The sequence below is a fragment of the Cyanobacteria bacterium GSL.Bin1 genome (assembly GCA_009909085.1).
Lineage (GTDB): Bacteria > Cyanobacteriota > Cyanobacteriia > Cyanobacteriales > Rubidibacteraceae > Halothece.
In genome coordinates, this window is record JAAANX010000172.1 from 25,078 (window position 1) to 38,209 (window position 13,132).

The window sequence follows — 13,132 nt, forward strand, 5'->3', positions numbered from 1 at the left end:
TATTCATCAGTGTGAATGTCTCTACTTTTGTTTTATGGGGCTTAAAGAAAACCGCTCAATTTAAAGTTTTAATCTGATCTGTATGTCTAAATTACCGCAAATCGATTGTATTTATACCGATGGTGCTTGCACTGGAAATCCTGGACCTGGCGGTTGGGGAGCTGTCTTTTATTTTGAAGATGGTTCAGTTTATGAAATAGGAGGGGCTGAGCAGGAAACGACAAATAATCGGATGGAAATGCAAGCCGCGATCGCGTCATTAGAATTATGGCAAGCCAGTGAACAACGTCAGCCGGTGACCCTCTACAGTGACAGTCAATATCTGATTAAAGGGTTGACCCAATGGATCAAAGGATGGAAAAAAAAGGGCTGGAAAACAGCAACCGGGAAAGCGGTACTCAACCGAGACCTCTGGACCACTCTCGACGCACTCAATGACCCTCTGATCCGTTGGGAACACGTGCGCGGTCATGAAGGAATCGCCGGCAATGAACGATGTGACGCGATCGCGCGCGCTTTTGCCGCTGGACAACACCCCCCTTTAAAGAAAAATTTAGAATTTCCCGTTCTGGCTAACTCCGATACCGTAATTAGTGTTAACAAAACGATACAATCAGAAGCGCCTGCCAGAATACCAACTTCGGATGAAATCGATATGCAAGAACTAGAGGAACGCACACTAGAAGATTCTCGCCTTGTGCAAGGGGATCGCATGGAAGGACTCACTCATTTGATCGAATCCCTGAGAATTGCCGATGAAATTGCCGAAAAAGGCTACCTCATCAGTAGTTCGGAACTCGCTGATTTAATGAATGTCAATGCAAGCGCCGTTACCAGTAGAGGGAATCACTGGTCTTGGCGTAATTGGGTGGTTTCCCGAGTGCGACGGGAAGGAAACCAAATCCTGTGGCAATTAGAGCGAGCAGAGGGTTAATATAATCGTCCTCGCCATTGTTTCGGACGTTGACTGGCTGATAGGAAAATCCGTAACACCGCCCCCAGATCAGCCAAAGGGGATAGCCAAAATACCCAAGAAGCAGAGGTGGCAGTGCGATCATAAGACGGGGAGACCGCAAATAATAAGCCGATGCGCACGCATAACAATCCCCCATTCAGTCCCCCCATGAGGAGAAACATCAAGTTCGTTTCTCCCTTCAATAATCCGACAAGAAAACCCAGGAATAAGGGTAAGGGTAGTGCTTGCAGCACCAACAATAACCACAGCTCAAGCAACAAGAGGCTTGGTGTCGAAGCATCTTTGAGATCAAGAGAACGCCCCCACTCTTGCCAGGTTTCTTTCATCCCTTCATACATTCTGACTTTGATGACATTTGCCCCATCTAAAAAGCCAACTCGATAGCCTTGACACGCTGCATACCGCGCGAGGGTTACATCATCGCAAAATGATGCTTTCGCTGCACTATAACCGCCTAGCGCCGAAAGCACTTCCCGCCGAGCCAAAAAACACTGTCCATTCGCCATGACCCGGTCTGGGGGATGAGGACGTACACCAGCCACATCAAAGCGATAGAGTAACGTCATAAGTAACGCCGGTTGTAGCCACCATTCTCCTGGTGATTTCAGCTTAAATTGAGGCGATAAAGATAAGACATCGTATCCTTGCGCATTGGCAGTGGCAATGAGGGCAGCCACAAGACCAGATTGCGGCTGGGTATCGGCATCGATGCCTAAAATCCAGTCACTTTTTTCAGAACTCGCTAAAAAACCATTATGGAGCGCCCAAGGACGACCCACCCAGTCTGCAGGTAAGGGATCATCTCTGAGTAAACGAAATCGCGGATCATGCTGTTGCGCTTGCTTCACTAACTCAGGGGTCCCATCCGTGGAATGGCTATCCACCACTAAAATTTCCCGTACTTCATAGCCTTGCTGGCTTAATCCTTTTAAGCAGGGAGAAATGCGAGAGGCTTCATTTAAGGTCGGGACGACAATGCTCACTGTTCCCAACTGTTCGGGAGTCGTCGGTCTTGGTGCAAGCGGAGGCAGCCGTTTTGCCCCTTTGAGTAAACGAGAGAGAAAAATCAATGTTGCCGGGACTTGGAGGAGAATCAGTAAAAAAATTCCCGCCAGCCCAGCTGTTTCTAAATTAACTGTCATTAACTACATTATTGAACAAATTTGAACATTACTTGGCGAGTGCCAAATAACGCAATCATACCGCGCTGTTGGGGGTGACAAGGAGGCATTTTAATTGTTAAGTGCTCATTGCTAACTGACACCTTGCCACCTTCTGTTCTCAATTACCGCTGCCAAGCCCTATAACTGAGCAACAGACACAGCATTTTGTTCATGTTCTTCAGTGGAAACCATTGTGGATTGAGTGACACTCGGTGTAATCCAGTACAGTAATGAACAGGGAATAACCGCAAATACTAAGCCGATAACAACCGGGATCCAAATTCCGCCAGCGAGACTGAGAACTGCGCCAAACAAAATATTAAAGAAATAAATTGCAAAGGGAAGTGCTAGATGACGACGCACTAAAGCTAAGGGTTGATTTCCCCAAAAGAGATGAGCGGTCGTCATGAAAATCACGCCCGTGATAAACCAACCGGCAAAGTTTTGATAGGGCATCCCAAAGAAGGCACCCGGTTGTTCCCATACCCAAAACGGAACATCGGTTTGACTCATTGCAGGATCAAGGACAAAATCCCAGAAGGTGAGGAGTAACGAACCGATCGCGATCGCGCCAACGCTGCGCACCCAACTTGGTAAAGGACGACTTTCTAAACCAACACGAGCAATCAAATAAGTACAAAATCCTACATAAAACCAAGATAAAGGAATTGTAAACGGAACTAAATCCGCAATTTTATAGCCTAATCCACTTAAATAACGATATTCACCGAAAGGAAAGCCAGTGCTGGTTCCGAGCAGTTCACTCGCTAAAGAAAGACTGATCGCTGGCACCATAAAGGTGAGCAAGCGTCTGGCACCCAAAATTTGATAGCCATAAAAGGCGACAGCACCTGCACCCAGTAACATATAAACCACGCCACCGCCAGCCATCGAGTAGCGAAAAGCCACTTGTCCAATGGGTGGCAGACTGGCAATGAATTCCCCATTGGGCAAGACCAAAACTAAACCGGCAAGGCCAAAAAGCATGGCCAAGATATGACCAATCAGCATTCCTGTTGCCGGGGAGAACCCGCTGCCATATTGTTGTAATTTCATTAAAGTTTCTTCCTTGTATTGATACAACTGGTTAAATGATAAAAAGGTTTGGTTGAGAGAATAGCACTCAAGTTAAACTGAGGCTGATCGACAAATATTAATTAATAGTTTACAAAAATTTACAAAAAATGTTGCAAGTTTAGCGAAAATCTTTTATTTACTCCCGGTTAATCCCAAGGCTTTTGTGAATGAAGGCAAAAGACCGGAGCCCTTCCTTTCTGATTGGCAGTGGGGGCCCATCGGGAAAATCGTTAAAATCAAAGCAACTGTGCGGAATCAGATCGCCGCAACTCCTGAACAGTTACTGGTTCTTGGTGAGTGGTTGTAGTCGATTGAGTCATCTCTAATGCAAAACCTATTAAATAATAGATCAAAATGAATTTTATTCTTCCTGAAGAAAACAACTTAACCATTCGCTCGGTCCAATATCGAGACTTAGCAGCGATTGAATCTCTAGTCAGCAAATCTCAAGAACTCCATCATAGTGGTTCAGCGTTTGCCTTAAGCCAAGACTTGGGCAACCTTCGCCAATGGTATAGCCCCTTAAAACTCTTAAGTCTCTTTCCTAACCCTGCCCAACATCAGTTTTGTCTTTATGTTGCTGAACAAGAGGAACAAGTCGTAGGAGCAATTAAAGTTTCTCCGGCCAATAGTACCCGCAGTACCTGGCAAGTGGAACATATTTTAGTTGACCCCGACTATCCGGTGGCGGGAAAGCGGATTGGGTCGCAACTGCTTCGGTATTGCTTTGAAAGCATTTGGGAAGCGAGGACTTGGATTTTGGAAGTGAATATTCACCAAAAAAGTATTTTGGCGTTATATCGTAGTAATGGCTTTCAACCGTTGGCTCAATTTACCTATTGGTCGATCGCGCCGGAGAAACTTCAGGCTTTAGCCCAACATGAACCGAAACTGCCGAATTTACTACCGGTGAATAATGCCGATGCACAATTGTTGTATCAGCTAGATACGGTTTCTATGCCCCCCTTACTGCGGCAAGTATTTGATCGTCATATCAATGACTTTAAGCGGAGTTTGCTGGAGATTACTGTTGACCGTTGCCAACAGTGGCTCGGTCAAAAACACACGCGACAAGGATATGTTTTTGAGCCCCAAAGAAAAGCCGCGATCGCGCACTTTCAATTGAACCAAACCCAAAACAATCAGCCGAATCAGTGTCAATTAACCGTTCATCCTGCCTATACTTGGCTCTATCCCGAATTATTGGCGAAAATTGCTCAATTTTTCTCCGAAACCGACAATCCGCAACTCCTCCTGGCATCGGCTGACTATCAACCCGAACGCGAGGAATATCTCGAAGAAATTGGCGCCGAACGGGTGGAACATACCCTCCTCTTATCTCGGTCGGTCTGGCATAAATTAAGAGAAGCCCCTTCTTCCCTGGAAAGATTGCAATTATCCGGTGTATTACAAGGTTTACGACCCGGTCGCGCTCCCATTCCTAGCCGTTTGCCCTGGCTCAATTCATTTTCTTACGACTCCCCTGAGGAACAACGAGAACAACCAGAAACTAATTCTGAAGCGGAAGAGGTGGAAGACAATTGAAAGCAAAACTCTCAGTTTTAGGGCTCGATATTGGTAAAAAACGGATTGGAATTGCCGGTTGCGATGGCACCGGATTGATTGCCACACCGATTATGACCCTGGAACGTACCGGGTTTACCGATGATGTGGAACAATTTAAGTACCTAATTACGGAACGTCAAGTGACCCGCTTAGTCATCGGCTTACCCTACGCGATGAATGGTGATCTAGGTCAGCAAGGACAACGCATTGCAAAATATGCACGACGACTGGAACAAGTTTTAAATCTGCCGATTGAATATGTGGATGAACGTTTAACGTCTATTGAAGCGGAAGCACGACTCAAAACAAAGCGGGGCTTTTCTCCCCGCCGAGATAAAGCACAAATTGATGCTCATGCCGCTGCTATTATCCTGCAACAGTGGTTAAATCAGCGTCGGACACAGCAAGAAAACACTGTCAACTCCCAATAACAAATGATGGCCAGGATTCGTTCCGAAAGTGCTATCATGGAAAGTCGCATGACCAGATATTGGTAGGATACTGAAGAACAAAAAACTATGAGTCTGACCCAAGAAAAAAAGCAGGAAATCATTAACGATTATCAAGTTCATGAAACGGACACGGGCTCTGCTGAAGTCCAAATTGCTATCTTAACGAAGCGGATTACTCGTTTAACTGAACATCTTAAATTTAACGATAAGGATCACTCCTCACGCCGGGGACTATTGAAGTTAATTGGTCATCGTCGCAGTTTGTTATCCTATCTACAGAAAGAAAATCAACAACGCTATCAAGACTTAATCCAACGACTTGGTATTCGTGGCTAACTCCTTTTTGTTATAGTTATGGCTTCTCAACCAGAAGAACAACGCACTAACTTACCCTTTGAACCCAATCGAAAGCGTAAGAAGAAACCCAAAACCGCACCGGCAACTGCTGAGTCCACATCTGAGCCTCAGCCCTCAACACAAGCTCAACGCAAAGCGCAAGCTTCTCTCTCTGCCATTCCTGAAGGCGTGAGCCAACGCATGGTGCGCCGGATGGCTTTCTTTTCAGGAATTCCCACTAGTTTAGGGATTTTGAGCTTTTTTATTTTTTACTGGATTGTTACCCAGGAATTACTAGACCTGCCTCCCTACACCGTTGTTTTGGTCAGTATGGGGCTGTTTGGGCTTGGTGTTTTAGGTCTTAGCTATGGTCTAATTTCTGCTTCTTGGGATGAACAGCGAATTGGCACCTGGTTGGGTTGGGAAGAATTTACCACGAATCTTAAACGAATTTTTGCCGCTTGGCGGAGTGCAAGGCAAGAACGCCGTCAAGAATAATTAATTAAAAGATGTGATTAATTGAAAATTGTCTTGAAATTAGAAAAGATAGATCATAAAAGAAGAGAACAATTCTGAGGAATTTCTCTTATTAAATCAAACTGAAAACACAACTTTAGCAAAACTGTAACGAACTATGATCATTGTGATGAAAGTCGGCTCACCCGAAGCCGAAATTAGCCGTCTCTGCGAAGATTGTTCTGCCAAGGGTCTAACGCCAGAAAAAATTGTGGGTAAGCATAAAGTCGTTATTGGCTTAGTCGGGGATACGGCTTCGATGGATCCCTTACAAATCCAAGAAATGAGCCCTTGGATTGAAGAAGTCCTTCGCGTCGAACAGCCCTTTAAACGCGCGAGTCGGGAATTTCGTCATGGTGAACCCAGTGAAGTTTGGGTTGATACCCCGAATGGGGCAGTTCCCTTTGGTGAAAATCATCCGGTAGTACTCGTTGCCGGTCCTTGTTCTGTCGAGAATGAGGAAATGATTGTCGAAACGGCAAAAGCAGTGAAGGCATCAGGAGCGAAGTTTTTACGCGGCGGTGCTTATAAGCCTCGTACCTCGCCTTATGCCTTCCAAGGTCATGGTGAAAGTGCATTAGGATTACTGGCAGCCGCTAGAGAAGCCAGCGGTTTGGGCATCATTACAGAAGTGATGGACACTGCTGATGTGGAAAAAATCGCGGAAGTGGCGGATGTCTTACAGGTGGGGGCGCGCAATATGCAAAACTTCGCGCTGTTGAAAAAAGTCGGTGCTCAGGATAAGCCGGTATTACTGAAGCGCGGGATGTCGGCAACGATTGAAGAGTGGATTATGGCCGCAGAATATATTTTAGCGGCAGGGAATCCGAATGTGATTTTATGTGAGCGCGGCATTCGCACCTTTGATCGTCGTTATACGCGCAATACCTTGGACTTGTCGGTCATTCCGGTGTTGCGGACCTTAACCCACTTGCCCATTATGATTGACCCGAGTCATGGCACGGGCAAGTCGGAATATGTCCCAGCTATGGCAATGGGCGCGATCGCGACGGGAACCGATTCTTTGATGATTGAAGTCCACCCCAATCCCTCGAAAGCCTGGTCCGATGGCGCACAGTCGCTTACGCCTGCCCGTTTTGATGAACTTGTACAAGAATTAAGTGTCATTGCGAAACCTTTAGGCCGTTGGGCAAGTTCTCCAGTTACTGTGGCTTAGGGCTTCAGCAATTGCCTAGACAATTAATCGTGTTCCCATAGCACAATAAAAGTGGGGCAGTTCTCCTGTCCCACTTTTAGCATTCACGGTTTGTGCTACTAGTTGTTTTCGTTCAGTGCTGGATTGGGTTGGCTACCGAGATTAATTTTTACCGGGCGATTCACCTCATCTTCAACTTTGGGCAGGGTTAAGGTAACAATCCCATCTTTGTAGGTGGCTGTCACTTTGTCTTGTTGGATTTCAACCGGTAAATTAATCGTGCGGCTGAACTTACCATAGCGGAATTCAGAGTGATAGGTGTTTTCCCCTTCACTTTCTTCTTCGCTGCGATATTCGCCGCTAATGGTTATGGAATCGCGACTGGCACTAATATCTAAGTCATCCGCTTTCAAACCTGGCACTTGAACTTTCAGCACTAAGTTTTCACCATTTTCATCCAGTTCAATCGCGGGTTGCCAAGCATGTTCGCCCGCAGTCGCTTGATTTGCCATTTCATCGAACAGACGATCCAGTTGACGACGGAAGGCACTCATTTCTGCATAAGGATTCCAGCGTACTAAAGCCATACAGGATTCACCTCCTTGAAACAGTAAAGTTATAAACGGTTTGCATCTGATGACTTTGACCTTTCACTTTCTATCATGACCGATCAATGAAGAATTGAGGGTGAGGTTTACCACAAAAAAAGTAGTCCGTATTACCGTATCACCCCCTTTTTTTGCCACAATAGGGGAGGCATATCTAGGAGAAAGTGGTTTTGACGGACTCGGTAATTATTTCCCCTCATGGGGGCGATGTTCAGTTATCGCAGCCCCTTGCCTTGGGGGTAATGGCTTCGGGAAAAGGAAGTAATTTTGTTGCTCTTGCCAACGCGATCGCGCAAGGACAACTCAATGCAGAGATTAAGGTTGTCATTTACAATAAACCCCAGGCTCAGGTGAGGGAAAAAGCGGAACACTTTGGCATTCCGGCAATTCTCTGTAATCATCGGGACTATCCGAACCGAGAAGCGTTTGATCAAGTGTTAGTGGAAACGTTAAAGGCACAAGCTGTGGATTGGGTGGTGATGGCGGGTTGGATGCGAGTGGTAACGCCCGTATTAATTAATGCCTTTCCGGATCGGCTGATCAATATTCATCCCAGCTTGCTACCGAGTTTTAAAGGGATTAATGGGGTAGAACAAGCCTTAGCGGCTGGGGTTAAAATTGCTGGCTGTACGGTGCATTTAGTGCGCCCAGAAGTGGATAGCGGTCCCATTTTAATGCAAGCTGCTGTCCCCGTTTTAGACAACGATACTGCCGAAACCTTGCACCAACGGATTCAAGTGCAAGAACACAACATCTTACCTCGCGCGATCGCGATCGCGGCTCAAAACGAGCAAAAACGCAAATCATAGAAAAAATCAATCTATTTTTTAGCTGTCTACGATTAATCATTTATTGTTCAAATGCCCTTATTCGTAAAAATTGAAAAAGGAATTGTCGAAAAAACTGTTTTTGACCAGTATGTTCCCGCCCATATTGACTATGTTAAAAAGCTAGTCGCGGAAGGACATAAAGCCCGCAGCGGTTACTGGGGCGATTTTGGCGGCGGTATGCTGTTATTTGAAGCCGATAGTTTAGAAGAGGCGCAAAGGATTGTGGAAAATGACCCGCTCATTAAAAATGATTGTGTCACTTACGAACTTCATCAATGGTGTATTGTTGTGGAGTAGTCGCCGTTCCAGAAGATTTTATGTTATTGTGTAATTGATCCGGACTAGCGCGATTGTGACGCCCGAACCTTGTCAGAACCGGAAGGTAGCAGCAATAAGGGATGCTTGCAATAGGCGCTAGATGCCGGGTCTTTTCTAGTTAGTCATTAGTCATTGGTCATTAGTCCTTAGGGAGTAGGGAATTAAAAAATTACCCTTCTTCTCTTTTTTGCTGGAACCAAGCTTGTAACTGCTGGCGACAAGCACGTCCTAGAATACCGCCAATGACTGTTAAACGATGATTAGAAGCAGCGCTATCGGGCAGGTTGAGAACGCTTCGCACAGCCCCTGTCTTGGGGTCATCCGCCCCATAAACCAGAGTTCCAACGCGCCCTTGAATAATTGCCCCGCTACACATCGGACAGGGTTCTAGGGTGACATAAAGTGTTAAGTTATTGAGATGCCAATTAGAGATTTTTTGAGCAGCAGCCCGAATCGCAATGATTTCCGCATGGGCAGTCGGATCGCGATCGCGCTCTTTGCGATTATTCCCTTCTCCCAAAATGTTACCTTCTGCATCAACTAACACTGCGCCAACTGGAATTTCTCCTGCCTTTCCTGCTTCTGCTGCTAGTTCCAGCGCATACTGCATCCAGCGACAGTGTTGTTGATAACTTTCTTTATCCAGCCGCATTAGCTGGCTGCATTAATCGTTTATCAAGTTCTCCACTTTTATCGAGGGCATAGAGTTCATCGCACCCTCCAATATGTTCATTATTAATAAAAATTTCAGGGACACTCCGGCGACCATTGGCACGTTGCGCCATTTCATTTCTTGCCGCTTCGTCACCGTCGATTTTATATTCAGTAAACTTGACGCCTTTCCAACCCAGCAGCATTTTTGCCCGAATGCAAAACGGGCAAGTTTGCCAAGTATAGATTTCGACATCTGCTGCATAATTTCCCGGTTGTCTGCCCAGTAAAGCCAGGAGAGATTTAAGCATGGCTGTTGTTCCTCATTGTCAATTGCCTTACTTCCTATTTTATTCCCAAGCTCCCCTCCGCCCCAAGCAATGGGGAGAGGGACTTCGGATTAAACTTTTCGGGAGTAGTACTCAACCACGAGGAGTTCATTAACTTGTAGCGCCACCCATTCCCGTTCAATGATGCCATTGACTTTACCGGTATAGGTGTTTTTGTCAAATTCTAGATGACTGGGAAGGTTGGCTAACCCAGGATATTCCATATTTCGTTCGACTAGCTGTCGTGAGCGATCGCGATCTCTAACAGCAATCACGTCACCGGCACGACATTGATAACTTGCAATATCCATCACCCGTCCATTCACTAAAATATGACCATGATTCACTAGCTGACGGGCAGCGGGGATGGTTCCTGCCATACCCATGCGGAAAACCGTATTATCCAAACGCATTTCCAGCATTTCTAGGAGGGCAGTTCCCGTAGAACCTGTTGCCCGACGGGCTTTTTTCATATAGCCCATCAACTGCTTCTCTGTAACACCATAGTTGTAGCGAAGTTTTTGTTTTTCTTCGAGACGAATTGCATATTCCGAGCGTTTGCGTCGGGCTTGACCATGTTGACCTGGGGGATAGGCTTTGCGAGGACTTTTACGCGTGAGACCCGGCAAATCCCCTAAACGTCGCGTAATCCGCAGACGAGGACCTCGATATCTAGACATATAGCTTTCACTTAATTGATCAATTTTCAAAAAATCCACAGACCTTTTATTATAACAAGAGTCAGTCACTCGTTACCAGCCTTTAGCATTAAGAAACCTGCTCAGACCTCACCAATTCGACAAAAAAATAGTGTATCTCTCCGCGTCCTGAGACAAATTAAGCAACGAATAAATGATTTCTCCTGATTTTACCCCAAATTCACATTCCCACTGACAGCGCGATCCTTTTCCCTACTGCACCCCAACTAACCCTCTAAGGATTCTCTCAATTCTCCGAGCCAACTAATTAAGTGATCTAATCTGTTGTTGGGTTTTCAAAATACCCAATCCGCGCACCGTTACTTTTCCTTTGCTGTAAAAAAACGCGAAGCAATCTGTTTGGGAAGATGTTCTTGTAGGCGTTTCCAAGCGGGTTCTTCCATGGGCGTTTCTAAGGCAACGTGCTGTTTTCCTTCCGGTTTGATGCGAGAAAATACCGAGAGATTTGGTGATTTGTTTGAGTTCCATTACCTGTAATAATTGTTGAATGGGTGCAGGTAATTCGCCAAGCGCGATCGCGCTTCTTGCTTCCTAATCTTTAACTAAAATAGAGAGAACTATTCTTGTTCTAGTTTGGCTTTATTATTCAGCACTTGTCAGTTTTAATAAGTTGACATACTGCTTTTTCAATTATCTAAGTATTCTTTATTGTCTAGATAAATTTCAATATTACTTAAAATACTGCTTAAATATTTTACAATTTTCTTTTCTATTTGTAGTAATTCTTCTACACTTACATCTTTTCCAACTTGATTAAATGAAGAAAATCCATGGGCTAAATTGTTTCTATGAGATTTAATAGTTAGTAAGTCTGCACCATTATTAGTTTTTCTAGCATCAGTATTTACTGAAAATCCGTAAATATTAGCTATTTCTTTAACTTCTCTAGCATCAATATTTCCAGAAAATAAATTATTTTCATCAAATGTTGCAGAAATTATATCAATAGAAATTGAGCTTATTTTATCTAAAAGTGTTTGTGGATTATGATTTTTAATGCTTTTGATTATAGTTTTCTTGATTTCTGGTTTGATCTGATCGAAAGAAATTTTCTGATTTTTTATTTCATCAAAAATTGCTTGCATTGCATTTCTCATCGTGGCTTCTACTAAATTATAAAGTAATAAAAAAGCAGAAGCCTTTAAAGTTTTTATTAGATCCTCATCTACTTTTTTAGTTTTTTCTTTTGGAGAAATTCCTAGTTTTATATTAATACTTTCACTTTCTAAGCCTTTTAAAAAGATTAAATATTTCCTAACTTCTTTAGCTCTTTCTTTAAAATCAGAAAATAGAAAATCAGTCATTATGAAGTACCTAATATTTGATTCTTTACATACTCAATACGTTTTCTAACTTTATTATTAGAACTACTCGCATCACCTTTAGTATATTCCTTAAATTCTTGCGACTCTATAAAATGCACTGAAGCAGGTATAAGATGATCTCTTTCCTTTAACGCTATTGCAATTCCTACAGATATAGATTCAAATTTAATACGAGTTATTGGTCTTTTAATTTTCTTTCCTGTCCGAAGACTTTCAGGAAAATATTGCTCTATAAAACTTAGAGTTAATTTAAACTCATCTCTCATTTTCTGAATTTCGTTATTTCTTTCACTCTCGGGCTGATTACGAAGATATTCATTACACTCCTCTAAGTAATTATTAAGAAAATCATGAACTTTACCTTTACCAGGAAATTTTTCATAATTATGTAAAAAAGCAAAGAAGCGTAAAATAAATTCATTTGGATCTTTTCTCTTAGTATTAGCTTCTGAAAAAGAACATAAATCCAAAAAAGTCTTATCTTCTGATAACTCTTCTATGAGATCTAATAAAGGACCTTGCTTAATCCCTCTACGTTTTTCCATCTCATTAAGTTCAACGCTACCTGTATTAATTCTCTCAAATAAATCTCTACGAACTTCTTCATCAGCTTTTTCTGTTAATTGAATCATACGGATAGTTGCTCTTTTAAAGCGCCTCTGACGAGATGGCAGGAAGTCTTTAAAGTAAAAATTATTTAGACTTTTAAGTTTTTCAAGATTTACTAATTTTAATTGGTTATTAATAAATTTTGATAAAGTACGAATACGTTGCGTACCATCTATAATTTCCAAGCGTCCATCATAGTTATCATCTTCGCTTTTTATATCTGCAACATAAATATAGGGAAGAGGTAAACCTAAAAATATGGATTCGATAAATTTAGATTGATGTTTTTCATCCCAGGCTTCCTCTCGCTGATAATCTGGAATAAAAATCTCATTAGTATCTTCATCTTCCCCGTCGAGAAATTTTTGAACCAATATTTCGATAGGATATTCTACGGTAGAATAATCTACAGGTTTTCTTCTTTCACGAATTTCTTCTTCCGCAATTTCTTGTTTTGTTACTTTTGTTTGGTTTGACATAATTTTTGCAATATTTATATCT

The 13,132-nt window shown here is 43.3% G+C and carries 15 protein-coding genes, 1 other RNA gene and 1 pseudogene; 9 read left to right on the plus strand and 8 right to left on the minus strand.

The window, feature by feature from the left end; all coding sequences use genetic code 11:
- Positions 1-82 precede the first annotated feature (82 nt).
- Positions 83-934 (plus strand): ribonuclease HI, encoded by an 852-nt coding sequence (gene rnhA, locus GVY04_19870; GenBank protein NBD18305.1) that lies wholly within the window; start codon positions 83-85, stop codon positions 932-934.
- Here rnhA and GVY04_19875 read toward each other — a convergent pair.
- Both GVY04_19875 and GVY04_19880 read right to left on the minus strand, forming a co-directional pair.
- On the minus strand, positions 931-2,118 hold the full coding sequence (locus tag GVY04_19875) for a glycosyltransferase (GenBank protein ID NBD18306.1): 1,188 nt from the start codon (positions 2,116-2,118) through the stop codon (positions 931-933). The two genes, rnhA and GVY04_19875, sit on opposite strands and share 4 nt — an antisense overlap.
- Before the next feature lie 159 nt (positions 2,119-2,277).
- Positions 2,278-3,195 carry a carotenoid biosynthesis protein gene (locus GVY04_19880; protein ID NBD18307.1) on the minus strand — a complete coding sequence of 306 codons (918 nt, stop codon included), beginning with the start codon at positions 3,193-3,195 and terminating at the stop codon, positions 2,278-2,280.
- Between the two features lie 375 nt (positions 3,196-3,570).
- On the opposite strand from GVY04_19880, the pseudogene GVY04_19885 reads away from it, so the two are divergent.
- The 5 genes and pseudogenes from GVY04_19885 to aroF all read left to right on the plus strand — a co-directional run bounded on the left by GVY04_19885 (position 3,571) and on the right by aroF (position 7,263).
- Positions 3,571-4,698: pseudogene (locus GVY04_19885) on the plus strand (GNAT family N-acetyltransferase).
- 59 nt (positions 4,699-4,757) lie between these two features.
- A complete protein-coding gene (gene ruvX / locus GVY04_19890) occupies positions 4,758-5,213 on the plus strand; it encodes a Holliday junction resolvase RuvX (protein ID NBD18308.1) in 456 nt (151 codons plus the stop codon).
- Between the two features lie 87 nt (positions 5,214-5,300).
- Complete coding sequence (gene rpsO / locus GVY04_19895) at positions 5,301-5,570, plus strand: 30S ribosomal protein S15 (protein NBD18309.1); 270 nt, start codon at positions 5,301-5,303, stop codon at positions 5,568-5,570.
- 18 nt (positions 5,571-5,588) lie between these two features.
- Positions 5,589-6,068 carry a DUF3464 family protein gene (locus GVY04_19900; GenBank protein NBD18310.1) on the plus strand — a complete coding sequence of 160 codons (480 nt, stop codon included), beginning with the start codon at positions 5,589-5,591 and terminating at the stop codon, positions 6,066-6,068.
- A gap of 136 nt (positions 6,069-6,204) precedes the next feature.
- Positions 6,205-7,263 (plus strand): 3-deoxy-7-phosphoheptulonate synthase, encoded by a 1,059-nt coding sequence (aroF, locus tag GVY04_19905; protein ID NBD18311.1) that lies wholly within the window; start codon positions 6,205-6,207, stop codon positions 7,261-7,263.
- 98 nt (positions 7,264-7,361) lie between these two features.
- Here the strand turns inward: aroF and GVY04_19910 are convergent, their stop codons facing one another.
- Positions 7,362-7,829: an Hsp20 family protein gene (locus GVY04_19910; protein ID NBD18312.1), complete on the minus strand. Its 468-nt coding sequence runs from the start codon at positions 7,827-7,829 to the stop codon at positions 7,362-7,364.
- Positions 7,830-8,020: 191 nt separating this feature from the next.
- Between GVY04_19910 and GVY04_19915 the strand changes: the two genes are divergently transcribed.
- The 3 genes from GVY04_19915 (at position 8,021) to ffs (ending at position 9,111) form a co-directional block, all read left to right on the plus strand.
- Positions 8,021-8,659: a phosphoribosylglycinamide formyltransferase gene (locus tag GVY04_19915; GenBank protein NBD18313.1), complete on the plus strand. Its 639-nt coding sequence runs from the start codon at positions 8,021-8,023 to the stop codon at positions 8,657-8,659.
- Positions 8,660-8,710: 51 nt separating this feature from the next.
- A complete protein-coding gene (locus GVY04_19920) occupies positions 8,711-8,977 on the plus strand; it encodes a hypothetical protein (protein ID NBD18314.1) in 267 nt (88 codons plus the stop codon).
- Between the two features lie 36 nt (positions 8,978-9,013).
- Positions 9,014-9,111, plus strand: an RNA gene (gene ffs / locus GVY04_19925) — signal recognition particle sRNA small type.
- Between the two features lie 56 nt (positions 9,112-9,167).
- Here the strand turns inward: ffs and GVY04_19930 are convergent.
- The 5 genes from GVY04_19930 to GVY04_19950 form a co-directional block, all read right to left on the minus strand.
- Positions 9,168-9,650 (minus strand): tRNA-specific adenosine deaminase, encoded by a 483-nt coding sequence (locus GVY04_19930; protein ID NBD18315.1) that lies wholly within the window; start codon positions 9,648-9,650, stop codon positions 9,168-9,170.
- Positions 9,637-9,960, minus strand: coding sequence for a glutaredoxin 3 (grxC, locus tag GVY04_19935; GenBank protein ID NBD18316.1), 324 nt, complete (start codon positions 9,958-9,960; stop codon positions 9,637-9,639). Before grxC ends, GVY04_19930 begins: the two co-directional genes overlap by 14 nt.
- Before the next feature lie 89 nt (positions 9,961-10,049).
- Positions 10,050-10,658: a 30S ribosomal protein S4 gene (gene rpsD, locus GVY04_19940; protein ID NBD18317.1), complete on the minus strand. Its 609-nt coding sequence runs from the start codon at positions 10,656-10,658 to the stop codon at positions 10,050-10,052.
- 665 nt (positions 10,659-11,323) lie between these two features.
- Positions 11,324-12,001, minus strand: coding sequence for a hypothetical protein (locus tag GVY04_19945; protein NBD18318.1), 678 nt, complete (start codon positions 11,999-12,001; stop codon positions 11,324-11,326).
- On the minus strand, positions 12,001-13,110 hold the full coding sequence (locus GVY04_19950) for a DUF262 domain-containing protein (protein ID NBD18319.1): 1,110 nt from the start codon (positions 13,108-13,110) through the stop codon (positions 12,001-12,003). Before GVY04_19950 ends, GVY04_19945 begins: the two co-directional genes overlap by 1 nt.
- Positions 13,111-13,132: the final 22 nt, after the last annotated feature.